Here is a 23,181-nt window from a genome sequence, read left to right as displayed (position 1 = left end):
TATAAAATAAGTTGTTGCTTTTAAAGAAGTGTGGTAATATAAAATTGTGTTGGTTAGAATAAAGAAAAAAATGTCATAAACTAGGTGAAAGGAGCAGTATTTTGAGTAAATTTGTGCGGAATGTAAGTTTATACTTACTCATCATCATCGTCGCCGTATCGATTATAGATGCCCTTACGAGCAACAAGACTGATAAATCGGAAATTTCTTACACGAATTTCATGAGTCAGGTCCAGCAGAAAAAAGTCGATGCCGTCCAGATTACCGCCGATCACGCCATCGTCGGTCAACTGAAAGACGGAACGTCCTTTACGTCGTATGCCCCGACGGATGCAGCGCTCTTACCGGCCCTGCGAGATGCTGATGTCAATGTTATTGCCAAGCCGCCTGAACAACCGTCGTGGTGGATGAATATGCTGACGGCAGTCCTGCCGATTTTAGTACTCATCGCCGTGTGGTTCTTCATCATGCAGCAGACCCAGGGAGGCGGCGGCCGGGTCATGAACTTCGGCAAAAGCCATGCCAAGATGCATGGTGAAGGAAAGATCAAAGTCACGTTTAAAGATGTTGCCGGTGAAGATGAAGCCAAGGAAGAATTGGCTGAAATCGTCGAATTCCTGCGCAACCCCAGCAAGTATAATGCCATTGGCGCCAAGATTCCGAAAGGGGTCCTTCTCTTTGGCCCTCCGGGCACCGGGAAAACCCTCTTGGCTCGTGCCGTAGCCGGTGAAGCCGGTGTGCCTTTCTTCAGTATCAGCGGGTCTGACTTCGTCGAAATGTTCGTCGGTGTCGGTGCATCCCGTGTCCGTGATTTATTTACACAGGCCAAGAAAAATGCCCCCTGTATCGTCTTCATCGACGAAATCGATGCCGTCGGCCGCCAGCGCGGTGCCGGCCTCGGAGGCGGTCATGACGAACGCGAACAGACTTTGAATCAGCTGTTGGTCGAAATGGATGGCTTCGGTTCCAACGAAGGCATTATTACCATTGCTGCGACGAACCGTCCGGATATCCTTGACCCGGCCCTTCTTCGTCCCGGCCGTTTTGACCGTCAGATTACCGTCGACCGTCCTGATTTACGCGGCCGTCGGGCTATCCTCGAAGTCCATGCTAAAGGTAAGCCCTTAGGCAAGGACGTCGATCTCGACATCATCGCCAAGAAGACACCGGGCTTTACCGGTGCCGACCTGGGGAACCTGCTCAATGAAGCGGCGCTCCTTGCTGCCAGAGCCAATAAGAAAATCATCAACATGCCGGAACTGGAAGAAGCCAGTGAAAAGGTAAGCTTCGGGCCGGAACGGCGCAGCCACGTCATCAGCGATAAGGAAAAACGCCTGACCGCTGTCCATGAATCGGGGCACGCCCTCATTGCCTACCTCTTGCCGGACGCTGACCCGGTACACAAGGTCACGATCATTCCTCGAGGCCGTGCCGGCGGGTATACGATGATGCTGCCGGAAGAAGACCGGTCGTATGAAACGAAATCCTACTACCTGGCACAGATCCGCGTCGCCCTCGGCGGCCGGGCTGCTGAAGAAATCGTCTTCAACGAAATCAGCAGCGGTGCATCGGGCGACCTCCAGAGCGTTACCCGCATTGCTCGCCAGATGATCACCCGCCTGGGCATGAGTCCTAAATTGGGCCCCATGGTCTTTGGCGAACAGCAGGATCAGGTCTTCCTTGGCAAGAGTCTCGGCCACGAACGCAATTACGGCGACAGTGTGGCTGAACTGATCGACAAGGAAATGCACGATATTGTATCGGAAGCCTATGCCGATGTCCTCCATATGCTGCACGAACGTCTCGATACACTGAATAAGATGGCCGACGCCCTCATAGAAGTCGAAACGATCAACCGTCAGCAAGTCGATAATTTGGTCAAATACGGGACCCTCGAAGCCCCCGAAGAAAAAACGACCGAAGCCGTCGATGCGGAACCTGCCGATACGGCAGCCCAGCCGGCAGAAACTGTCGAAACAAAAGCCGCCGATGCCGAACCGACTGCAGAAGAACCGGCTTCGGAATCGAAAGGTGAAACGCCTGTCGATGAAGCTCCTCAGCAGGAACAGACGGAAGTCCAGATCAGTCCTTGGGGCAACCCCGTTCCTAAGGGCGGTCTGACGGATGGCGTAATCGATTCGGACGATGAAAAGTCTGACAAAGATACGAATAAATAAGTTTATCATGGCTTAGTTCAAGGCCGTTTAAAGACTGCCGTATGAGCTTTATCCTCATGCGGCAGTCTTTTTGCGTGACGCCTTGACAGGCATATGGGGTATGATACAATTTTTAAATAAATGATGAGCATGTTACGGCCGCTATACGATACCTCATGGGCATGGTCTGAAAAGCGGCAGTAGGAGGGACGAATGAATATGCGGGAAGATATTTTCAACTTTTTACGAAAACACCAAAATGAATTCGTATCGGGCCAGCAGATTTCTGAGCAGCTGGGCGTCTCTCGGACGGCGGTGTGGAAGCATATACGGGCCTTGAAGCAGAAGGGATACGTCATTGAATCGTATACGAAAAAGGGCTATTGCCTGCGCGAAGCACCGGAACTCTTGTCTCCGGAAGCCCTGGAAAAAGGCTTGGCTTCGTCCGAATTCGGACAGCATATCGTCTATCGGGAACGGGTCGATTCGACGAATAACGTCGCCAAACAACTGGCCGACGACGGAGCGACCGAAGGGACTGTCGTCATTGCCGAAGAACAGACTGGCGGCCGCGGCCGTTTAAGCCGTTCTTTTCACTCTCCCTTTGCCAAGGGGTTGTGGTTCTCGGTCATCCTGCGGCCGGCGATTCCGCCGATGGAAGTCTCTAAGATGACCTTGCTGGCAGCTGTCGCCCTGGCCCGCTCTCTGCGTGCTCACGGCCTTTCGGACTGCGGTATCAAGTGGCCCAATGACATTTTGATCCACCGTCGTAAGATGGTCGGCATCTTGACGGAATTAAACGGCTCGGCGGAAAAGGTCAACTACATCATCATGGGAATCGGCGTCAATACCGGTATCACGGAAGGTGATCTTCCGGAAGACTTAAAAGATATCGTTACCAGCTTTGCCATGGAAGGCGTTGCCGTTCATCGGGCCGAACTCCTGCAGACGATTCTTTTTGAATTAGAGCAGTTGTATCATACGGTCTGTCAGGAAGGTTTTGCCCCGATCCTGGCGCAGTGGAGAATCCTTTCGTGCATGCTCGGACAGAAGGTTTCTGTGAGTTCTGTCAACCGATCCTTTACGGGGACGGCAGCCGATATCGATGACGACGGCAATCTCATCGTTGAAACGGAGGACGGGATGGAGAAGGTCATGGCCGGCGATGTCCATGTTCGTCCCGTCTAATTGTGCCGAAAGACTATTCAAGACGGGCAAACTCTGTTATTATAATAGGCGTATTATCAACTTAGATTAAGCAGGAGATAAAGTTATGCTATTAGTCATTGATGTAGGGAATACGAATATCGTCCTCGGGATCTTTAAAGATCAAGAACTCGTGGACCATTGGCGCGTATCGACGGATCGGCTTCGCACGACCGATGAATACGGCGTCCTTATTCGCCATCTCTTTTATTTGAACGGCGTCAATTCAGAAGAAATCGATGCCATCATCATTTCCTCTGTCGTTCCGCCGGTCATGCCGACTCTCGAACGGATGTGCCAGCGCTATTTTGGCCTGACGCCGTTGGTCATCGGCCCGGGCGTCAAGACCGGCATGGATATCAAATATGACAATCCTCGTGAAGTCGGTGCCGACCGCATCGTCAATGCCGTCGCAGCCTATGAAAAGTTCGGCGGTCCGGTCATCATCATCGACTTCGGGACGGCGACGACCTTTTGCGCCGTCGATAAGAAGGGAACCTACCTCGGCGGGGCTATCTGCCCGGGGATCGGAATCTCAACGGATGCCCTCGTACAGCGTACGGCTAAGCTGCCGCGTATTGAAGTCGTCCAGGCAGAGAAAGTGATTTGCCGCAATACCGTTGAAAGCATGCAGGCCGGTGTCTTTTACGGTTTCGTCGGCCAAGTCGACGGCATCGTTACCCGGATGAGACGGGAGTTGGGCTGTAAGGCAAAGGTCGTTGCGACAGGCGGTCTTGCCGTCATCGTAGCACCGGCGACGGACGCCATCGATGTCGTCGAACCGATGCTGACGCTGGAAGGGCTGAAAATCATTTATGACCGAAACAATTAAGCCTTTTGCCATCGGTAATGTCGTCCTCGACGCGCCGATTATTTTAGCACCTATGGCAGGGGTCTGTGATGCGCCGTATCGGGTTATTGCTCACCGCTATGGCGCAGCTTTAGTCTGCGCTGAAATGGTAAGCTCCCAGGGCATCCGCTACAGCAATCAGCATACGGCAGAACTGCTCCACATCGAAGACGGGGAACACCCTTTGTCTATGCAGATTTTCGGCTCTGACCCGGACGTCATGGCCGAGGCCGCTGCCGTCGTTGAAGAAGCCGGTGCCGATATCGTCGATATCAATATGGGCTGTCCGGTAAAGAAAGTCGTTAAAAACGGCGATGGTTCGGCTTTGATGAAGGACCTGCCGTTGGCAGAAAAAATTATACGCGCCGTCGTACAGGCTGTGTCCATTCCCGTTACCGTTAAGATGCGCACCGGCTGGGATGACCATTCTTTTGTGGCCCCGGAACTGGCAAAGCGTGCTGAAGCTGCCGGTGCGGCTGCCGTTGCCGTTCATGGTCGGACGCGGGAGCAGTTTTACAGCGGTAAGGCCGATTGGCAGAAAATCAAGGCCGTCGTCGACGCCGTATCCCTTCCGGTTATCGGGAATGGGGATGTCATCGACGGCCCGTCTGCAGCTGCCATGATGAAAGAAACGGGATGCCAGGCCGTTATGGTCGGCCGCGGGGCTCAAGGAAATCCTTGGATTTTCCCACAAATACGCCATTATCTTGAAACGGGAGAAGTCCTGCCGCCGCCGACTCCTGAAGAGAAGTACACCCAGATGTTGGCTCACTTTGAAGCCCTTTTGGCTTATAAGGGAGAATACATCGGTATACGGGAAATGCGGACTCATGCGGCCTGGTATACTCACGGCCTTCACGGGGCAGCCGCCCTTCGGGAGCGGATCAACCGGACCCGGTCGGCTGAGGAATTTCGCCTTGTCGTCGGCGAGATGATGGACCGGCTGCGCGGACGGTGAAGCCGCGGTTTTGTTGACATAAAAGACAGATGTGAATATAATTAAAGATACGGTATAAATTAAGCTATAACAGTGAGACGCGATTCTATCGCAGGAGGAATAGGAAGACAATGACCAATGAAACGCTGATTACCCAAGAAGGGTTGCAGAAATTAAAAGATGAATTAAATGAACTGAAATCAGTCCGCCGTATTAACGTTTCGCAGCGTATTAAAGAAGCGATTGCCCTCGGTGACTTGAGCGAAAACTCGGAATACGATGATGCTAAAAATGAACAGGCCTTTATCGAAGGCCGTATTGCCGAATTGGAAGGAAAGATCCGGACGGCAAAAATTATCCAGGAAACGGAAGACGGCGCTGCTAAAGTTCGCATCGGTTCTCACGTCATTTTGGAAGACGTCGAAACCGGTGACCGCTTCGACTATACCGTCGTCGGTACGGCTGAAGCCGATCCCTTCAACAACCGGATTTCGAATGAATCTCCGGTAGGAAAAGCGATTCTCGGTCAGAACATCAATCCATCCAATCCGGCAGTCGTTACCGTAAAGGCACCGGCTGGTGAACTCCAGTACCGGATCTTGCCGCCTGATGCAAAATAAACTGTAGGAGGAATATTCATGTCGGATACGAAAGAAAAAGAAATGCCCATGATGGAAGAAGAAAAATTAAATGACCAGATGCAGGTTCGCCGTGAAAAGATGCAGGAATTCATCGATGCCGGCGTCTATCCCTTCGGTCAGAAATATAATTGGGACCACCATGCCCAGGAAGTAAAGGACCAGGCAGAAGCCTTAGAAAAAAATGAAACCGTCGTCAGTGTCGCCGGCCGCCTGATGGCCATTCGCCGTCACGGTAAGACCGCCTTCTGCGTCCTTCGTGATTTGAGCGGTGAAATCCAGCTCTACTTCCGTAAAGACGTCCTTGGAGAAGAATCGTACAACTTATTTAAACTCCTCGATCTCGGTGATATCGTCGGTGTCGGCGGTACGGTATTCGTTACCCATACCGGTGAAACGACGATTCGCGTTGAATCGTGGCAGCTCCTCTCGAAATCGCTCCGTCCGCTGCCGGAAAAATTCCATGGCCTTACGGATAAGGAAACACGCTATCGTCAGCGTTATCTCGACCTCATCGTCAATCCGGAAGTTACAGATACCTTCGTTAAGCGTTCGAAAATCATCAAGGGCATCCGCAAGTACCTCGATGACCGCAACTTCCTCGAAGTTGAAACGCCGATGCTCCATACCATTGCCGGCGGTGCCGCAGCCCGTCCGTTTAAGACGCATCACAACGCCCTCGATATGGATATCTTCCTGCGCATTGCGCCGGAACTCCACCTCAAACGCCTCCTCGTCGGCGGCTTGGAACGGGTTTTTGAAATGAACCGCTGCTTCCGTAATGAAGGCATCGATACCCGCCATAATCCGGAATTTACGACGGTCGAATTGTACCAGGCTTATGGCGATTTGGAAGACGTCATCAACATTACGGAAGACATGGTCTCGAAATTGGCCGATATGCTCTACGGTACGATGAAGTTGACCTATATCGATAAAGAAATTGACTTAACTCCGCCTTGGGACCGTATGACCATGATCGAAGCCGTTAAGAAATTCAGCGGTGCCGATTTTGAAAACGTTACCGACGTCGAAGTCGCCCGCAAAATGGCCGATGAACATCACGTCGAATACGGTAAGTATGATGGTGTCGGCAAGATCATCAACGCTTTCTTTGAAGCCTTTGTTGAAGAAAACCTCATTCAGCCGACGATCATTACCGGCCATCCCTTGGAAATCTCGCCGCTTACCAAACAGGACCAGGATAACCCGCTTCTTACCTATCGTTTTGAAGCCTTTATCTACGGCCGCGAACTGGCGAACGGCTTCTCGGAATTGAATGACCCTATCGACCAGCGCAACCGCTTCATCGAACAGATGAAGGAACGCGAACACGGCGATGACGAAGCCCATCAGATGGATGAAGATTACTGCCGCGCTTTGGAATACGGCTTGCCGCCGACAGGGGGCCTTGGCATCGGCATCGACCGCTTAGTCATGTTCTTGACCAACAGTCCGTCTATCCGCGACGTACTGCTCTTCCCCTTGAGCCGTCCGGAACAGCATAAATAATTTTTGCACCCTTTGCCCATGTCAATGGCAAGAAAAGGGCTGTCGTAGGACAGCCCTTTTTTATCACAACCCATAAAAAGGAGGAACGCTATGAAACGTACCGCATTAGCTGCATTGGTCTGCTCTGCTTTTCTAGCTTGCAATTCGGCAGCCGGTGCTGTGTCGACAGAGAACTGGGAAAGCTCTCTGAAAAATGCGCCGACATCCCTTGCAGCAGCGATTGGGGAAGAACTTCTTCTCGATAATGCCGATGGTGCCGATAAAACGGCATCGCTTGAAAAGCCGTCGAAGTCAGCCGAACCGAAAGAGTCCGCCAAAAAAGACGCAGCTAAAAAGTCGGCAAAATCCGATAAGGTTCAGCCGTCTTCTACCGCCAAAGAGAAAACGGAACCGGACAAGGCTGATGATGCTAAAAAAGACGATGCCAAAGACGGTAAAAAAGCCGGTTATCACAACGCTGCACCAGCCAGTGTCCACGCTTTGACGTCAGACGATCAGCGCGTCTTCGATTCGCTGGATACGTTGAAGATTGCCCCCTTAGAAGCCGGTGACTTTTACATTGGCAGCATCCACAGCGGTGACAGTCCGATGAAGGTGAAGCGGATTTTCGGCAATCCCAGTAAATACTCGACCAGCATGCACTACACGTCGATGCAGTATACGGGAAAAGATCTTAAGCTGCGCTTTGTCATTCGCAATAAATTGGCCGACAGCCTGCGCTCCAGCGGCGACTCGCGAAAAAGCGTCCGTCCCGGTGTCGAGTCTGCCTTTTTGACGACGGGGACCAATATCCTCATCGGCCGTGACATGCGTTTGAAGTATCCCATTGAAGTGCTTTTGCGCCAATTCGGCCTTCCCGATTCCGTGTTGCGCGATACTGATGCCAACGTCTATTACGTGACCTATGAAAGCCCCAAAAAGGATGCCATGTACGTCTTTGCTGTCGGCAATCGACGCATTGAACGAGTGGCCCTCATGCCGGTTCGTCCGCCTTATATTACCGGTGAGCCGTCGAAGGATCCGATGAAGTTGACCGAGAAGGACTTCACCCTCATGGGTTTTGGCCTCAACCAACCGTTTGAAGCCAATAAGTACAATATGTGGAACAAACTGGTCAAGCGCAACAACAGCAGCTTTTGGCTCTACGGTGACTATGGTGTCGAAGTAGACCGGCGCAATATGGTGCAGAAGGTATTCCTTCTGACCAACAATGGCTATACCAGCCGCGGTGCGACCCTGGGCTATCACGTATCGACCATCCTGGCGCTATACGGCCGTCCGGACCGCGTCGAATGGGGCCCGGATAAGGAAAAGTCCGTCGACGCCTATTATTATGACAGCCCTTACCAAAAAGGCGTATCCCTGGTCATCATCATGCGCCACAATGAGCCTTATGTCGACGATGTCATCCTGACGTCGACGCCGATTAAGAATATCCAAGACCCGATGGAGCGTTACGGATTGAAGTAGGGATGCGTACCGTTTTGGCATATGTGTCAATAAAATAGTAAAAATGCTTTACTTATATGATGAAAGTTCGGTATAATAAAATAAATAAATTAAATATCTTAAGAAAACGAAGGTGATTTTCATGGTTACAGATGCAGATGTTTTAAAACGATGGAAGTACATTGCCCAGGACGATGAAAAACTGTTAATTATTATTGGCAGTCCCGGTTCGGGTAAGAGCCAGCTCATCCGTGAACTGACGTATCAAGACGGTTGGAAAATTTGTGAAGCCCGTGAACTCTTTGATGACGAATTTTTGGAAATACCTCGTGCCGACCGTCCGGATAAAGCCATTACCCTTGTCTCCGCAGCGATTCATCGTCTCAATGCCCGTGTTGTTATGATTGATAACGTTGAATTTATGTTTGCGCCTATTTTGAATCTCGATCCTGTAGCAATGCTGAAGAAACTGAGCCGCGAATGCCCGATCATCGTCAGCTGGCGCGGCAGTCTGGAAGGCAATACCCTGTATTTCGAACACAATGGTGATCCCAAGTACGCCAAGTTTGTCATCGACAATCCCAATCACGTCATTTCTCTTGACGACTAAGATGATCCTGTAATTTAAAAAATAGTTACCTTTTCGCAATCGTTTTTTCATAAATCCCATGTAGAATAAGGGCTGTCTAAAAGGCTGTTTGCCTTCGCGGACAGCCTTTTTTTTTGTCAGCTAGTGTGGTATACTCTTTTAGTATTGTAAGGCTTTTGGTAGGACGATTAAAGCGAAAAGGAGATAAAACAATGAGTGATTCTATTATTGCCATTATCTTGGGGATTGTTGAAGGCTTCACCGAGTATTTGCCCGTATCTTCAACGGGACATATGATTCTCGTCGGGGATATGTTAGGCTTTACCGGTCCCCGGGCCAGCGTGTTTGAGATTTTTATCCAGTTAGGTGCCATTCTGTCGGTGGTCATTATTTATAAAGAAAAATTTACCCGTATGCTCCATCAGTACCGCTGCTGGAACCTCCTGCAGCCGAAAAACTGGTTCCGCAATGATACCGGCCTGACTTTGGCTCATATCGCTGCCGGCATCATCCCCGTCATGGGCATCGGATATCTGGCTCATCATGCCATCAAGACCTATCTCTTCTCGACCGGAACGGTTATCATCGGCCTCATTATCGGCGGTCTGTTCATGCTGATGGCTGAAAAACACGGTACGAAAACGGTCTGTGACGATGTTGAAAAGATGACCGTTGCTCAAGCCTTTTTAACGGGAATCTTTCAGATTTTGGCTTTGTGGCCCGGCTTCTCCCGGTCCGGATCGACCATCGCCGGCGGTCTGTTCTTAGGCCTCAGTCGTAAGGCAGCGGCCGACTTTTCCTTCATTATTGCTGTACCGGTCATGATCGTGGCCTGTTTCTACGACCTGTTGAAGAGCCTGAGCGATCTTAACAGCAATGATTTGATCATGATTGTCATCGGCTTTATTACGGCCTTTATCGTAGCTTATGTATCGGTCTTGTGGTTCCTTAAATTCATGAATAGGTCGACGCTGGCCTCTTTTGCTTACTATCGGTTTATCGTTGCCGCTATTTCTTTCATTTATTTCTTTATCTTTTAACCAAAAAGACTGCCTCCTGTGGAACTCTATCTTTACCGATAAAGTTTCCCGGGGGCAGTCTTTTTTGATGGCGTTTTTAGGAGCCGCTGCTCGATAACTGTTCGAACTCGGCAATGAGTTGGTTTAAGACGGAGGCGACGTTGTCGTCATCGATGTCGGCATGAAAGGCTTCCATCATATTGGGGAAGAAAATATAGAGTCCCTGCATGTAAATATAGTAGTAATACTGCAGATCGTCATGACTCATGATGGTTGCCGATAAGGCGTCATTGACGGCAAAGTTCAGGTCATAAAAATCGAGGATTTCATTTTTGAAGCGGTCTAAATCGAGCTCTCCCCGAGCGTAATCGTCCATGAGGTGTCCGCCCATCTCACTGAGGGCATCGGTGACATCGGCGAGATTGTCCGGGACGGTAAGTCCTTCGTCCTCCATGATGTGCGTCAAGGTGTGGAGCGATGTAATCAGGGATTCGCAGAAAAAATTGAAGGTCAGGGCTCCTTCTGAGCCCTTCAGATTCGTAAAAACAGTAGATTCCATGGAAGCCTCCTTGAGGGTAATTTTTTTCATTATACCATATTTTAGCAGAAATGAATTGAATCATGCCCCTTAATATAGTACGATAGTAAGGAGAATCCTATGTAGGAGGTAGTTTTGGTGGCTCAAAAAAACAAAAAGATTCAACTAAAGAAACGTTCCCGCCAGTCGGCCCGGATCCATCGCGGCTTTGCCATGCCTGTCGGTCCCGGCAGTGAAAACAGTTTGGTCAGCTTTCGCGACTTTGCCGACCTGAAGGCTAAATATTTCCGTTTTACCGGCCGCATTCAGCGCCGCCCCTTTTTGGCGCGGACTTTGATTTTGATGGTGGCCCAATTTATGTTTTCCCTTATCCTTTACAGCAAAATCATCGAATCCATTTTAATTGGTCATGAAGATTATGCCATTATTTTCGGGCTCATCTTTTTGGTATTGACGGTTCCCACGGTGTGGGCCCATATATCCCTCGGTACCCGGCGCTTCCACGACCTCAATAAACCGGGGGCCTTGTTTGCTGTTCCGTATATGGCTTATTTGGCAAGTTATATACTGCCGGTCCTTGCTTTGGATACGGCAGCTTTGGCGGCACAGTCGATCATGGCCGTTTGCTACTTAGGGCTGGCGACGGTGAAGGGGACTGACGGTGACAATGCCTATGGTCCCGAACGGGCGCGGTAATAATCTGTATGATCCCTTGTTTATAAGCTGATTTGAAAAGGCCGTGCGTCATGAGGCGCGGCCTTTTTGCGTGTATCTATGGACAGGGACTGCTATTGACTGTATAATATTCAAGAATATAGCCTTTTTTCTTACGTGAGGAGACGTAGTATGACAATACCTATGATAAAGACAGACCGCCTGTGCCATGCCTATGAAGATGAGGACGGCAAGGTCGTCTATGCTTTAAAGGACATTTCGCTGACCGTCGATAAGGGGGAGTTCGTCGCCATTATCGGCACCAACGGCTCAGGTAAGTCGACCCTTGCCAAGCACTTTAACGTCCTGCTGACGCCGACGTCAGGCACGTGTGAAGTCTGTGGTATGCGGACTGACGAGGCTGAGAATATATGGAAGATACGCCAGCACGTCGGCATGGTTTTCCAAAATCCGGACAACCAAATCGTAGCGGCTGTCGTCGAAGAAGATGTAGCCTTCGGGCCGGAAAACCTGGGCATTCCGTCCGATGAGATAAAGTCCCGTGTCAGCGATGCCTTAAAAAGGGTCAAGATGACGATTTATGCTAAACACGGCCCGCACCTCTTGAGCGGCGGCCAAAAACAGCGCATTGCCATTGCCGGCATCCTCGCTATGCAGTGTGACTGTATCGTCCTCGATGAGCCGACGGCTATGCTCGATCCCGTAGGCCGTAAGGAAGTCATGGATACCCTCCATCAGTTGAACCGTGAAGGTATTACGGTCATCATCATTACACACTTTATGGAAGAAGCCGTCCAAGCGGAACGGGTCGTCGTCATCGACAAGGCGGAAGTCAAGATGGATGGCGCGCCGCGGGACGTCTTTTCAAAGGTCAAGGAACTGAAAGATATGGGCCTTGATGTGCCTGTTGCCGCTGAACTTGCGGAACGGCTGCGCCAAAAAGGGATACCCCTTCCGGCATCGATTATAACGGAAAAGGAATTGGGAGACGCATTATGTCAATTAAGTTAACGAACGTGACCCATACATATGGCTTGGGAACGCCTTTTGAAAAGACGGCCCTCAGCGATACGAATGTAGAGATTCATGAAGGTGAATTCATCGGTATCATCGGCCATACCGGATCGGGCAAGTCGACGCTGGTTCAAATTTTAAACGGCCTCATAAAGCCCACGAACGGTTCCGTAACCGTCGACGGTACCGATATCGGGAAGAATACGAAAGAAGCCCTGGCGGTACGCCATAAAGTGGGTATGGTCTTCCAGTATCCCGAATATCAGCTCTTTGAAGAAACGATTGCTCGCGACATCGCCTTCGGGCCCCGAAATTTCGGCCTTAGCGAGACAGAAGTGGAGGACCGGGTCAAGGAAGCCATGGATTTTGTCGGCCTTGACTACGATACCTATGCCAATCGCTCGCCTTTTCGGTTAAGCGGCGGTCAGATGCGGCGTGTTGCCATTGCCGGCGTCATCGCCATTCATCCGGCTTACCTTATTCTCGATGAACCGTCTGCCGGTCTGGATCCTGTCGGGCGGCGGGAAATATTTTCTGAAATCCAGCGCTGGCATAAGGAAAAAGGCGTTACCGTCATCTTGGTGTCCCATAATATGGAAGATATCTCCCAGATGGCCAGCCGCCTTTTGGTCCTCTCTCAAGGAAGTATCGTCCTTGACGGCGACCCCTTGTCGATTTTTGCGCAGCACGGTGATGAACTGCAAAAAGCCGGCGTAGCCGTTCCGCCGGTGAACGGTGTGCTTCAATATCTGAAAGGCCGGGGCCTTGCCGTTGACGACCGGGTACGGACGGTAGAACAAGGCGCCGCGGCTATCTATGACTGCCTGAAGGGAGGGACGGGTCATGCTCACTGATATTACACTGGGTCAGTATTTCCCGGGGACGTCTTTCCTGCACCGACTCGACCCGCGGGTAAAAATAATCGCCGTTATGATTTTCATCGTCGCCATTTTTTTGGCCAATTCCTTGGAGTCCTACGGTATTGTCACAGCCTTTGTGGCCTTGAATTTTGCCATTTCCCGTCTGCCTGTTCGGTTTATTTTTAAATCCTTAAAGCCTTTGTGGGTCATCATTATCTTTACCATGGCCGTCCACGTCTTTGCGACGCCCGGCGAAGTCCTTTGGGAGTACAGTGTACTGCACATTACCAAAGAAGGGCTGTATCAGGGCGCTTTGATGACGGCCCGTTTAGTCTTCCTCATCGTCTTTTCATCCCTGTTGACGTATACGACGTCGCCCATCGTATTGACCGATGGCATCGAACATCTCTTGAATCCCTTTAAGCGAATCGGTGTGCCGGCGCATGAACTGGCTATGATGATGACCATTGCTCTGCGCTTTATTCCGACCCTGTTGGAAGAAACGGACCGCATCATGAAAGCCCAGACGGCGAGAGGAGCTAACTTTACCAGCGGCAGCCTCATTCAGCGCGGCAAGAGCATGATTCCTCTCTTGGTACCTCTCTTTGTCAGTGCCTTTCGGCGGGCCGATGACCTGGCGACAGCCATGGAAGCTCGCTGCTATCGCGGCGGGGAAGGGCGGACGCGGATGAATGAATTGTCCTGCACCTATCGTGATGCCATCGCCATGGCGGCCGTGCTGATCGTGACGGCCATCCTGGCGGCCATGCGGTGGCTGTAATGGCCAAGAAGAATATTTGCCTCGTCGTTGCCTATGACGGCACGGATTTCCACGGCTTTCAGCGCCAGACCAATGCCGCTTCGATCCAGGCCTGTATCGAACAGGGACTGTCGGCCATCTTCCAGTCGCCGATTACGATTTACGGGGCGGCTCGGACAGATGCCGGCGTCCATGCCCGCGGTCAGGTCGTCAATTTTTACGGGGAAGGTTCGATTCCGACCGAAAAGATTCCCTATGCCATGAAAGGCTATTTGCCGCCGGAAATTGCCGTCCTCTCGGCGAAAGAAATGCCGGAACACTTCAGTGTCCGTCATAACAACGTCGGCAAGCATTATCGTTATACCATCGACAACAATCGGATGCACGATCCCTTTGGCCTGCGCTACGCCTGGTTCATTCGCAAGCCCCTCGACAGGGAGGCCATGAAGGAAGGAGCAGCGGTCCTTTTGGGCACCCATGATTTTTCGGCCTTTGAAGGGCAGAATACGACGCCCATGAATCCGGTAAAGACCCTCTATTCCATCACCTTTCATGAGCGGGGACATCTCCTCGATATCGATGTCGTCGGCGACGGTTTTTTATATCATATGGTGCGCAACATTGCCGGCGGTCTCGTCGATTTGGGACTCCATCGAATTACGCCGGTGCGGTTTCGGGAAATCTTGGAAAGCGGCGACCGGACACAGCTCGGTGCCACGGCGCCGGCTCAGGGACTTTGCTTAGAAACGGTCTTTTATGATGAACAGGAACTGACTTTGCGTATCAAATCGCTGGAAAATTAATCATTTATGGCTGTTTTGCGGTATTTCTTGCCAATAAAAAACAAAATAACAAAATAATATGGTATAATAAATGCAAATAGAACAATCCCGTTTTTTTGCCGGAGGTGAGGAACATGCTGACGAGTTTATTAGCTGCTATCACTAAGGGACAGGATCTTAGCGATAGAGAAACTTCTTTTGTGATGGAACAAATCATGGAAGGCGCCATGTCAGATATTCAGTTGGCGGCATTCCTGGCTGCCCTGACGACGAAGGGAGCCTCTCAGCGGGAAGTGATCGCCCTCGCCAGGACGATGCGGGAATACAGCATGAATGTACCTTGCAGCGACGATGTATTCGATATCGTCGGCACTGGCGGCGGCCGTATGAAGACCTTCAATATTTCAACGACGGCCGCTTTTGTCATTGCTGCCGGCGGTGTTCGCGTCGCAAAACACGGCAATCGGGCGAAGACGTCGCGCAGCGGGTCGGCGGATCTCCTCGAGGCTTTGGGTGCTAATATCTTCCTCAGTCCCGAAAGCTGCCTTTCTATGTTGAAAGATCTGGGCCTTTGCTACTTTTATACGCGGTACTATTACTATATGATGAAGCGCATTGATGTCGTTCGTGAACAGATGGGAATCGGCACGGTCTTTGACGTCCTTCGTCCTTTGACCAATCCGGCTCATGCCGCTTATGAAATCCTCGGCGTCAGCGAAGCCCATTTAGTCGAGCCCATGGCGCACGTCTTAGCCGCTCTCGGCGTCCGTCACGGCATGGTCGTCTACGGTAAGGACGGCAGTGATGAAATCTCGGCTGCGGCACCGACGACGATTTGTGAATTTACACCGGGCTCTTTCTCCACTTATGAAGTGCGGCCCGAAGACTTTACCTTGCCCGTGGCCTCGCGCCAGGATTTGGAAGGTGGGGTTCCGAAAACGAATGCCCTCATTACCAGGCGTATTTTTGATGGGGAAAAGAGCGGTGCCCGGACGGCCGTTCTCCTCAATGCCGGTGCCGGTCTTTATATCGGCGGGCAAGCGCAGGATTTTGCCTCCGGTGTCCGTAAAGCGGCCCGACTCATCGACAGCGGTTCGGCCCGCCAGAAATTGGACGACTTCATCGTCATGAGCCATCGCCTGGGCGAGGCTGAAAAAATGGAAATCATAGCAGACAGAGACCCTGAAGATATGATATAATGAAGGGTAATGAAAATTTGATTATTACGTGAGGATCGCATTTCTATGAATGATAAATATTTAGGCTGGCTCCTTCATATCGGTGGGGGCTTATTAGTCATTTTAATGTTGCTGTCGATTCAACTCATGGCGCCTGATTTCTACTCGATCATGTACCGTTTGACGGTCAGTGGTGATTTGGATGGCTTGGCGGACTATATTGATTCCTTCGGATTTTATGCCGTCGGGCTCAGTATTTTCCTGATTGCCTTTGTCAATGCCATCGGCCTGCCGTCGATTCCCTTCCTGACGGTAAACGGCATCATCTTCGGCCTCATTCCGGGGATCCTCATCTCCTGGGTCGGCGAAGTCATCGGGATTGAAATCAGTTTCCGCCTGACGAGGACCTTGCTCCGTAAACAGGCACAGAAGGTTATTTCGCGGAGTAAGATGCTCGAGAAACTCGATTCGTACAGCTGTATCAAGACGGTCATGATGGGGCGGGCCATTCCGTATGCACCGAATGTCGTCGTTACGGCTTTCAGCGCCCTCAGCCATATCTCTTACCGGGACCACTTCATTGCTAACGTTTTGGGGAAGTTCCCGGCCGTCTTAGTCGAAGTGTGGCTCGGTCATGATTTGCTCCGCATTCAGGAACATTGGGGCCGCCTTATCGTCCTGGTCGCTATCGTCGCCTTTATTTACGGCATTATCTGGTGGCGGAAGCGATACATCAAAAAAAAGCGCCCTTACTGCAGTAAAGAACGGTCCTAAAAAAGCGTTGTCTCTCAAAGACAGCGCTTTTTTTCGATGCAAGGCGTTTACCTTCCTTTTCCGGAAGTGGGAACGGCATAAAAAAAGAACTGCCGCGCAGCGACAGTTCTTTAGAATCCGGTTGAATCGGATTATTTTGCGAAATAACGAGCCAAGAGGCCATCGAAGACACGGCCGTGACGAGCTTCGTCTTTTGCCATTTCGTGGACCGTATCGTGGATAGCGTCGAGGTTGAGCTGTTTTGCAAGGGTTGCCAATTCTTTTTTACCAGCGCAGGCACCCTGTTCAGCAGCTGCACGCAGTTCGAGGTTTTTCTTCGTATCCGGGGTAACGACTTCACCGAGGAGTTCAGCAAATTTAGCAGCGTGTTCAGCTTCTTCAAAAGCGATGCGTTTGTAAGCTTCAGCAACTTCCGGATAGCCCTGGCGGTCCGCAACGCGGCTCATAGCGAGGTACATGCCGACTTCGCTGCATTCGCCGGTAAAGTTGAGATGGAGACCTTCGATAATGCGTTCGTCAACGCCTTCAGCGACACCTACGCGATGTTCGTCTGCATATTCTTTAACGCCGGCAACGAGTTCTGTGAATTTCGATTTCGGAGCACCGCACTGAGGACACTTTTCCGGAGCTTCCGTACCTTCATAAACAAAACCGCAGATGCTGCATACAAATTTTTTCATCATTCATTCCTCCTGAATTGCTTTATGGTTGTATATTCATGTAATCGTAACAAATAGAACGTATTTGTTACGGAATTATTATAACAAAGGGACCGGGCAAAATCAAGGATAATTTGTAAATAATTTTAATTGATAAGCGTTATTGATTAAATAATGAAAGCTAAGGGACAGAGAAAAAGCCTTTTATTGCATTTTATACATCAGTCTTATATAATAAGGATAGTATCCATAAAACAGAGAACGATGCCGTTCGTATATAGATGTAAATTTTGACGTGGAGGTACGCCTATGTGGAATAAAAAAGTTTCTTGCCTGTTAGCCGTGCTGGCCCTGTGCGGTACCATGGCTGCCGGTGCAGCAGATTATACGGTTTTGGAAAAGGCCGATAAAGTAGAAACGACGATTTATGGGACGACTCAGACGGGTTCCTTGAATGAACGGATTGCGTCGGTCGATAAACTGCTCAACGGAAAGTCAACTGTTTCCGGCAGTTTACAGGACAAAGCCAATTCGTTATATAAAGATGTATACGGTAACTCCGGGGCGGATTTATCTCTGCTCACGGCGGTCAATCTCCTGCAGTGGCAGTACTCCGGTCAGATTACGGCGGAACCGATTTTAGTCCGCGTCGAATCGATGGAACAGGATATCGACGGCAAGGTCATGACCGGTTCCTTGGAAGGGCGAGTCATGGCTCTTCGGCGGGCACTCTTGGGCAATACGAAATATATTTCTCAGCGAGTCATCATCCCGGCCAATATGGTAGTTACCATGACCAATCTTGATGAACTCAACTCAAAGACGATTCAAGAAGGCGATGTCGTACGCTTTACCGTTTCCGATGACGTCCTCGTCGGCGATGTCATTGCCATTCCCCGCGGCATGGAAGTAAACGGGACGGTTACCAAAGCCCGTAAATCAGGACGCTTTGGCAAAGACGGCAAAATCGAAATCATGTACGACCACGTTCGCGCAGCGGACGGTTCGCCCGTGGCCCTCATGGTCGGCGACAAGACCAAGGATCAATACAAACGGACAGCCGGTGCCGTCGGTGCTTCGGCTGCCGGTGCCGTCATCTTAGGCCCTGTCGGCTTAGTCGGAGGTCTCTTTGTCCACGGCAATGAAGTCGATATTCCGACCGGCACGACGATGTATGCCGAAACGAAGGAAAATACAGAAGTCGTCGGTTTTAAAGAAAACGGTGTCATGGACGATATGGAAACGGCCGATATGGCGGCCAGCGGCGTAACCGTTCCGTCGTTTAATCCCGTCAGTGACAGCGATGTTGATGACAGTGCAGAGGCCGAACATGACGGAGACAGCAGTGAAGGTGATTTGCAGGCCGGCCTCAAAGCAGGGACGGTCACGCCTGTCGATTTAGAAAATACCGGCCACGATGATGAAACAGTCGTCCAGATTCAATCGAATACAGCAGGTGACGCGAATGAATAAAACATGGACAGCGGCAATGGTCGCTGCCTTGCTGCCGCTGACTTTTTCTATCAGGGCAGCCGATACGGATCAACTTTATACCGATAAGACCATGGCCGTTCCGGTGACGGAAAAGACGATTATTCCCGTCGATTTAGATAAGGCTGCGACGGCTCAGGATGTCGTCTTGCCTCAGCAGCCGGTCCATATGACGGCCGATAACCTTTTAGTCCGCAATTCCGATGGGTATGTGAAAAGCCGGGGCAATGTCGATATTCAGCAGGGGATGGAAGAAGTCCATGCGAATTATGTCGAAGGAAATACCAATACCGGCATTTATCATACGACAGGTCCCGTCGTCTATGTCAACGAGACCAACGCCTTGACGGGCAAAGATGTTACCTATAACAGTAAGACCAGCAGCATGAATATGGATAACATCGAAGGCTTTATCGGCCCGACGACGTATATTCGCGGCACCGATGCCGAAATGTACGACAACATCGGCTATGTGAAGCACGGCCTCATTACGACGCCTCATGCCGTCGCCAAGACGCCGGACTATTACATTACCGGTGACGATATCCGCATTTATCCCGGCGAAAAGTTTACGTCTGAAAATACGGCACTGTGGTTTAAACACGTCCGCTTGTTTACGTATGGACACTACGAAGGCCGTCTCGATAATCGACAGAATACGCGGCCTTATCTCTTTACCTTGCTGCCCCGTCCGACCTATAACAGCGATGACGGATTTGGCGTCCGAGGCTATGCCAATATACCCCTCAATGAGTCCGGGGATCTGAGCTTCTATGCCAGCTATGCCTTAGGCAGCAAGATTGGATTCAAACCGGCAGCGCGTATTCAAAAGAACACAAAGTACGGTACTTTCCGCTTTGGCTACAGCAAAGAAGAAAGTACCGATAACGACGATAATATCTGGGCTACGAAGTGGCCGGAACTCGAGTACTTTGCGCCTCGCATCAATCTCGGCTCGACGGGGATATACATCGACTCCAGAGCCAGTTGGGGCCGCTGGGCCGAAGACGGCGTCAAGACCGGCACTCACAAGGGGTTCCGGACGGAAATCACTCACGTTCCCATTCACTTGTGGACCAAGGCGAACCTCAGGTTCTTTGCCGGCTACCGTAAGGACTTGTACTCGACCAAAGATGCCCAGCGCCGCGATCCTTATTCAGGGGTCATCCTGAACCAAGGCATCAACGATCGTCTGTGGACCAGTTTCTGGTACAAGAAGCATAATGTCAGCGGCTACACACCGTATCGCTTCGATACACTGGACAAGCCGCGACAGAAAGGCTTTTCCGTCGGATATGTCCTGACCCCGCGGGATACGGTCATCTTCTCCTTGGCTCAGAATCTCGATAACAATGATATTGCAACCCGGAATTATACGTGGGTCCGCGACCTCCACTCTTTTATCGCCATCATTACCTACAAGCAGGTTGAAAAAGAGTGGCAAGTTAAGGTACAGGCTAAGGACTTTGACTTGTAAGATATGGAAGTAAAAAGCTATAGAGGGGGACTGTCCGATGAAGGCAGTCCCTTTATTTGTAGTTTTACGGTAATTTTACAGCCGATTTTCTCGCGATTAGGTTATAATAAGTATAAAATAGCCTTATTGTTTTTATGAAAGGAATGTGTTCCTATGCCTTTGATTTACTGTGTGGAAGATGATGAAAATATCCGTGAACTCGTCGGTTATGCCCTGCGCAGCCAGGATTTTGAGGTAGAAACCTTTGCCGACAGCCGGGAATTTTGGCCGGCTCTTGAAAATCGGATGCCGGCCCTGTTGCTGCTCGATATCATGATGCCCGGTGAAAGCGGCAATGACATCCTCGACAAACTGCATAAATCGCCGCAGTATAAGTCTCTGCCGGTCATTATGCTGACGGCCAAGACCAGCGAATATGATATCGTCAAAGGCCTTGACGGCGGTGCCGATGACTACGTCTGCAAACCCTTTGGAATCGTCGAGCTCATTTCCCGTATCCGCGCCGTCCTGCGCCGGTCGACACGACAGAGTACGGAAACCAACGTCTATACCTATGGCTTGGTGACCCTCGATCAGGAAAAACATACCGTTTCCGTCGACGGGAAGCCCTGTCATCTGACCGTTAAGGAGTTTGAACTTCTCAGGTACCTTTTGGTCAATACGGACATCGTTTTGAAACGAGAACAGATCATGGAAGCCGTTTGGGGCTTTACCTATGAAGGGGAAAGCCGGACCATCGACATGCATATCAAGAGCCTGCGGCAGAAACTCGGGGACGGCGGCAAGATCATCCATACCGTTCGCGGCGTAGGCTATGTCATCGGAGGCGGCCTATGAAGCGTAAGGTCTACGCCAGCCTGCTGGTCATGGGGCTGGCCTGCATGGCCGTCACGCTGCTCATATCGACTTGGTTTTTTTGGAACTCTACGCAACGCCAAATCCAGCAGGAATTGGAAATGACGATGAATGTCGTGGAAACGACGATTGAAGAAGGCAATGATACGACGCTGTACCTGCAAAAAATGGGCTTTCATAATAATGACGGCCTGCGCATTACCTGGATCAGTACGTATGGTGTCGTCCTCTTTGAATCAGATTATGATAAGGGCGTCATGGAAAATCATTTAGAACGTCCTGAGGTAAGAGCCGCTATTGCCAATGGGGAAGGCATGGCCGTCCGCGATTCGCAGACCGTTTCCAAGGCCTTGTACTACTATGCCAAGCGATTGCCTGACGGAACGATTTTACGGGTCAGTCTCGAGCGGGATACTTTTTATGCCCACTTCTTGAACCTCCTTCCTTGGACTCTGCTTCTCTTAGGTCTGTCGGCCCTGGCCTGTGTCAGAGCGTCGCGTATTCTGACAGCCAGTCTTCTCAGTCCTTTGCGGCAGACGGCACTTTTTATTCGCCAAATCAATGATGTTAACGTTAAGATGACGGAACCGCCGTCGGTCGATCATGAGCTGCAGCCCTTGGTCGATAAGATCTTCTTCCAAAGTCAGACCATTACCGACAACTTGCGAAGTTTGGAGCAGCAGCGGAACATGATGCGCCTTATCATGGAAAACCTTCAGGAAGGCGTCATCCTGACCGACAAATCGTACGGCATTGCCGGTCTCAATCTGAGGGCTGCTCACTTTTTAGGCGCCGATCATACCCAGGCGCTGCTGCAGCGCAACTTAAAGGAACTCATGCCCGATGCGCCGTGGAGCCACTTGCAGCATTTGGAAGGGGTCTGCGAAGAAAAATTGATCCGAGCGGACCGCCATTATCTCTTGACGATTCAGCCGGTCTATAAAGATGATGATTTTTATGGGATGCTGTTTATCGTCGACGACGTGACGGAACAAGAACGGCGGGAACAGCTGCGGCGGGAATTTACGTCCAATGTATCCCATGAATTAAAGACACCTCTCACGTCGATCAGCGGCTTTGCCGAAGTGCTGTCGACGGGGATCTGTACTAATAAGGACGATATCGTCCATTTTGGTACCCTCATTCGCAAAGAAGCCCTGCGCCTCTTGCAGATGATTGAAGAAATCATGCACCTGGCCCGCATCGAAGATGGTAAACGCCAGATAAAGATGGAAGACGTAGACCTTCGCGAACTTATTCAAGAAATCGTCGAATTTATGGAACCGGTCCTCATGGAGAAAAAGGTAACCATCCATTGTACGATGGATGATACGACGATCCTCGGCGACCGCGGCCTGTGCCGGGAACTCATTATGAACCTCCTCGACAATGCCGTGAAGTACAACCGCCCGGGCGGTCACGTTTACGTTACCGTCCGTCATGACGGTCACCGTGCCGTTTTGATTGTTCGCGACACGGGCATCGGCATTCCGGAAGATAAGCAGAAGCGAGTCTTCGAACGCTTTTACCGTGCTGACTCCAGTCGCTCTCAGAAAATCAAGGGTACCGGTTTGGGTCTTGCCATCGTCAAACACATTGTCGAACAGCATCACGGCACGATTGCCCTTACCAGTAAAGAAAACGAAGGAACTGAAATCACCATTACCTTCCAGGCCTGATCAGGCCTGGCGGGGAGTGGTGATTTTTTTACAATATTTTACAATACATACATCCAAACCTTACATCCTGTTGATAGGATAAG

The 23,181-nt window shown here is 50.7% G+C and carries 22 protein-coding genes; 20 read left to right on the top strand and 2 right to left on the bottom strand.

What is annotated here, in order from left to right:
- The first annotated feature begins 101 nt into the window (after positions 1-101).
- The 9 genes from ftsH to UCI88_RS03085 all read left to right on the top strand — a co-directional run bounded on the left by ftsH (position 102) and on the right by UCI88_RS03085 (position 10,377).
- Positions 102-2,177: an ATP-dependent zinc metalloprotease FtsH gene (gene ftsH, locus UCI88_RS03125; RefSeq protein ID WP_044504586.1), complete on the top strand. Its 2,076-nt coding sequence runs from the start codon at positions 102-104 to the stop codon at positions 2,175-2,177.
- 198 nt (positions 2,178-2,375) lie between these two features.
- Entirely contained in the window at positions 2,376-3,344 is a 969-nt protein-coding gene (locus UCI88_RS03120; protein ID WP_044504905.1) for a biotin--[acetyl-CoA-carboxylase] ligase, read from the top strand.
- Positions 3,345-3,429: 85 nt separating this feature from the next.
- Complete coding sequence (locus UCI88_RS03115) at positions 3,430-4,194, top strand: type III pantothenate kinase (protein WP_044504584.1); 765 nt, start codon at positions 3,430-3,432, stop codon at positions 4,192-4,194.
- The gene (dusB, locus tag UCI88_RS03110; RefSeq protein ID WP_044504582.1) at positions 4,178-5,170 is read left to right on the top strand and encodes a tRNA dihydrouridine synthase DusB; all 993 of its coding nucleotides are present in this window, start codon (positions 4,178-4,180) and stop codon (positions 5,168-5,170) included. Before UCI88_RS03115 ends, dusB begins: the two co-directional genes overlap by 17 nt.
- A gap of 110 nt (positions 5,171-5,280) precedes the next feature.
- Positions 5,281-5,769: a transcription elongation factor GreA gene (greA, locus tag UCI88_RS03105; protein WP_044504579.1), complete on the top strand. Its 489-nt coding sequence runs from the start codon at positions 5,281-5,283 to the stop codon at positions 5,767-5,769.
- Between the two features lie 18 nt (positions 5,770-5,787).
- Positions 5,788-7,299 carry a lysine--tRNA ligase gene (gene lysS / locus UCI88_RS03100; protein WP_044504577.1) on the top strand — a complete coding sequence of 504 codons (1,512 nt, stop codon included), beginning with the start codon at positions 5,788-5,790 and terminating at the stop codon, positions 7,297-7,299.
- A 90-nt stretch (positions 7,300-7,389) separates the two neighbouring features.
- Positions 7,390-8,769, top strand: a complete 1,380-nt coding sequence (locus UCI88_RS03095) for a hypothetical protein (protein ID WP_256180333.1) — start codon at positions 7,390-7,392, stop codon at positions 8,767-8,769.
- 121 nt (positions 8,770-8,890) lie between these two features.
- Entirely contained in the window at positions 8,891-9,358 is a 468-nt protein-coding gene (gene brxF, locus UCI88_RS03090; protein ID WP_044504575.1) for a BREX-3 system P-loop-containing protein BrxF, read from the top strand.
- A gap of 191 nt (positions 9,359-9,549) precedes the next feature.
- Positions 9,550-10,377, top strand: a complete 828-nt coding sequence (locus UCI88_RS03085; RefSeq protein ID WP_044504574.1) for an undecaprenyl-diphosphate phosphatase — start codon at positions 9,550-9,552, stop codon at positions 10,375-10,377.
- Between the two features lie 76 nt (positions 10,378-10,453).
- On the opposite strand, the gene UCI88_RS03080 is transcribed toward UCI88_RS03085, so the two are convergent.
- Complete coding sequence (locus tag UCI88_RS03080) at positions 10,454-10,915, bottom strand: hypothetical protein (protein WP_044504573.1); 462 nt, start codon at positions 10,913-10,915, stop codon at positions 10,454-10,456.
- Between the two features lie 117 nt (positions 10,916-11,032).
- Here UCI88_RS03080 and UCI88_RS03075 point away from each other — a divergent pair, with 117 nt between their 5' ends.
- The 7 genes from UCI88_RS03075 to UCI88_RS03045 all read left to right on the top strand — a co-directional run bounded on the left by UCI88_RS03075 (position 11,033) and on the right by UCI88_RS03045 (position 16,937).
- The gene (locus tag UCI88_RS03075) at positions 11,033-11,590 is read left to right on the top strand and encodes a DUF805 domain-containing protein (protein WP_044504572.1); all 558 of its coding nucleotides are present in this window, start codon (positions 11,033-11,035) and stop codon (positions 11,588-11,590) included.
- 150 nt (positions 11,591-11,740) lie between these two features.
- A complete protein-coding gene (locus tag UCI88_RS03070; RefSeq protein WP_256179734.1) occupies positions 11,741-12,580 on the top strand; it encodes an energy-coupling factor transporter ATPase in 840 nt (279 codons plus the stop codon).
- Entirely contained in the window at positions 12,565-13,437 is an 873-nt protein-coding gene (locus UCI88_RS03065; protein WP_256179735.1) for an energy-coupling factor transporter ATPase, read from the top strand. The genes UCI88_RS03070 and UCI88_RS03065 overlap by 16 nt, the downstream gene beginning before the upstream one ends.
- Positions 13,427-14,224: an energy-coupling factor transporter transmembrane component T family protein gene (locus UCI88_RS03060; protein ID WP_044504567.1), complete on the top strand. Its 798-nt coding sequence runs from the start codon at positions 13,427-13,429 to the stop codon at positions 14,222-14,224. The genes UCI88_RS03065 and UCI88_RS03060 overlap by 11 nt, the downstream gene beginning before the upstream one ends.
- Positions 14,224-15,006, top strand: a complete 783-nt coding sequence (truA, locus tag UCI88_RS03055; protein WP_256179736.1) for a tRNA pseudouridine(38-40) synthase TruA — start codon at positions 14,224-14,226, stop codon at positions 15,004-15,006. Before UCI88_RS03060 ends, truA begins: the two co-directional genes overlap by 1 nt.
- Positions 15,007-15,119: 113 nt before the next feature.
- Positions 15,120-16,184 (top strand): anthranilate phosphoribosyltransferase, encoded by a 1,065-nt coding sequence (gene trpD / locus UCI88_RS03050; protein WP_256179737.1) that lies wholly within the window; start codon positions 15,120-15,122, stop codon positions 16,182-16,184.
- A 45-nt stretch (positions 16,185-16,229) separates the two neighbouring features.
- A complete protein-coding gene (locus UCI88_RS03045) occupies positions 16,230-16,937 on the top strand; it encodes a TVP38/TMEM64 family protein (protein ID WP_256179738.1) in 708 nt (235 codons plus the stop codon).
- 131 nt (positions 16,938-17,068) lie between these two features.
- Here the strand turns inward: UCI88_RS03045 and UCI88_RS03040 are convergent, their stop codons facing one another.
- Positions 17,069-17,617, bottom strand: coding sequence for a ferritin family protein (locus UCI88_RS03040; protein ID WP_044504562.1), 549 nt, complete (start codon positions 17,615-17,617; stop codon positions 17,069-17,071).
- A 288-nt stretch (positions 17,618-17,905) separates the two neighbouring features.
- On the opposite strand from UCI88_RS03040, the gene UCI88_RS03035 reads away from it, so the two are divergent.
- The 4 genes from UCI88_RS03035 to UCI88_RS03020 all read left to right on the top strand — a co-directional run bounded on the left by UCI88_RS03035 (position 17,906) and on the right by UCI88_RS03020 (position 23,098).
- Positions 17,906-19,069, top strand: coding sequence for a hypothetical protein (locus UCI88_RS03035; RefSeq protein WP_256179739.1), 1,164 nt, complete (start codon positions 17,906-17,908; stop codon positions 19,067-19,069).
- On the top strand, positions 19,062-20,564 hold the full coding sequence (locus tag UCI88_RS03030) for an LPS-assembly protein LptD (protein WP_044504560.1): 1,503 nt from the start codon (positions 19,062-19,064) through the stop codon (positions 20,562-20,564). Before UCI88_RS03035 ends, UCI88_RS03030 begins: the two co-directional genes overlap by 8 nt.
- A gap of 153 nt (positions 20,565-20,717) precedes the next feature.
- Positions 20,718-21,401 carry a response regulator transcription factor gene (locus UCI88_RS03025; RefSeq protein WP_044504559.1) on the top strand — a complete coding sequence of 228 codons (684 nt, stop codon included), beginning with the start codon at positions 20,718-20,720 and terminating at the stop codon, positions 21,399-21,401.
- Positions 21,398-23,098 carry a sensor histidine kinase gene (locus tag UCI88_RS03020; protein ID WP_330023992.1) on the top strand — a complete coding sequence of 567 codons (1,701 nt, stop codon included), beginning with the start codon at positions 21,398-21,400 and terminating at the stop codon, positions 23,096-23,098. Before UCI88_RS03025 ends, UCI88_RS03020 begins: the two co-directional genes overlap by 4 nt.
- Positions 23,099-23,181: the final 83 nt, after the last annotated feature.

The organism is Megasphaera massiliensis (assembly GCF_036305205.1).
Taxonomy (GTDB): Bacteria; Bacillota; Negativicutes; order Veillonellales; family Megasphaeraceae; genus Megasphaera; species Megasphaera massiliensis.
Note: the sequence above shows the minus strand (reverse complement) of the source record. Positions and strands in the feature narration are given on the sequence as shown.

Excerpts from the sequence above, each read along its gene's own strand:
- brxF (WP_044504575.1), top strand. The coding sequence starts at position 8,891 with ATGGTTACAGATGCAGATGTTTTAAAACGATGGAAGTACATTGCCCAG.
- UCI88_RS03035 (WP_256179739.1), top strand. The coding sequence starts at position 17,906 with ATGTGGAATAAAAAAGTTTCTTGCCTGTTAGCCGTGCTGGCCCTGTGC.
- UCI88_RS03120 (WP_044504905.1), top strand. The coding sequence starts at position 2,376 with ATGCGGGAAGATATTTTCAACTTTTTACGAAAACACCAAAATGAATTC.
- trpD (WP_256179737.1), top strand. The coding sequence starts at position 15,120 with ATGCTGACGAGTTTATTAGCTGCTATCACTAAGGGACAGGATCTTAGC.
- UCI88_RS03020 (WP_330023992.1), top strand. The coding sequence starts at position 21,398 with ATGAAGCGTAAGGTCTACGCCAGCCTGCTGGTCATGGGGCTGGCCTGC.
- UCI88_RS03045 (WP_256179738.1), top strand. The coding sequence starts at position 16,230 with ATGAATGATAAATATTTAGGCTGGCTCCTTCATATCGGTGGGGGCTTA.
- UCI88_RS03115 (WP_044504584.1), top strand. The coding sequence starts at position 3,430 with ATGCTATTAGTCATTGATGTAGGGAATACGAATATCGTCCTCGGGATC.
- UCI88_RS03085 (WP_044504574.1), top strand. The coding sequence starts at position 9,550 with ATGAGTGATTCTATTATTGCCATTATCTTGGGGATTGTTGAAGGCTTC.
- dusB (WP_044504582.1), top strand. The coding sequence starts at position 4,178 with ATGACCGAAACAATTAAGCCTTTTGCCATCGGTAATGTCGTCCTCGAC.
- UCI88_RS03095 (WP_256180333.1), top strand. The coding sequence starts at position 7,390 with ATGAAACGTACCGCATTAGCTGCATTGGTCTGCTCTGCTTTTCTAGCT.
- UCI88_RS03030 (WP_044504560.1), top strand. The coding sequence starts at position 19,062 with ATGAATAAAACATGGACAGCGGCAATGGTCGCTGCCTTGCTGCCGCTG.
- UCI88_RS03025 (WP_044504559.1), top strand. The coding sequence starts at position 20,718 with ATGCCTTTGATTTACTGTGTGGAAGATGATGAAAATATCCGTGAACTC.
- greA (WP_044504579.1), top strand. The coding sequence starts at position 5,281 with ATGACCAATGAAACGCTGATTACCCAAGAAGGGTTGCAGAAATTAAAA.
- UCI88_RS03080 (WP_044504573.1), bottom strand. The coding sequence starts at position 10,915 with ATGGAATCTACTGTTTTTACGAATCTGAAGGGCTCAGAAGGAGCCCTG.
- UCI88_RS03060 (WP_044504567.1), top strand. The coding sequence starts at position 13,427 with ATGCTCACTGATATTACACTGGGTCAGTATTTCCCGGGGACGTCTTTC.
- lysS (WP_044504577.1), top strand. The coding sequence starts at position 5,788 with ATGTCGGATACGAAAGAAAAAGAAATGCCCATGATGGAAGAAGAAAAA.
- UCI88_RS03070 (WP_256179734.1), top strand. The coding sequence starts at position 11,741 with ATGACAATACCTATGATAAAGACAGACCGCCTGTGCCATGCCTATGAA.
- UCI88_RS03065 (WP_256179735.1), top strand. The coding sequence starts at position 12,565 with ATGTCAATTAAGTTAACGAACGTGACCCATACATATGGCTTGGGAACG.
- UCI88_RS03040 (WP_044504562.1), bottom strand. The coding sequence starts at position 17,617 with ATGAAAAAATTTGTATGCAGCATCTGCGGTTTTGTTTATGAAGGTACG.
- truA (WP_256179736.1), top strand. The coding sequence starts at position 14,224 with ATGGCCAAGAAGAATATTTGCCTCGTCGTTGCCTATGACGGCACGGAT.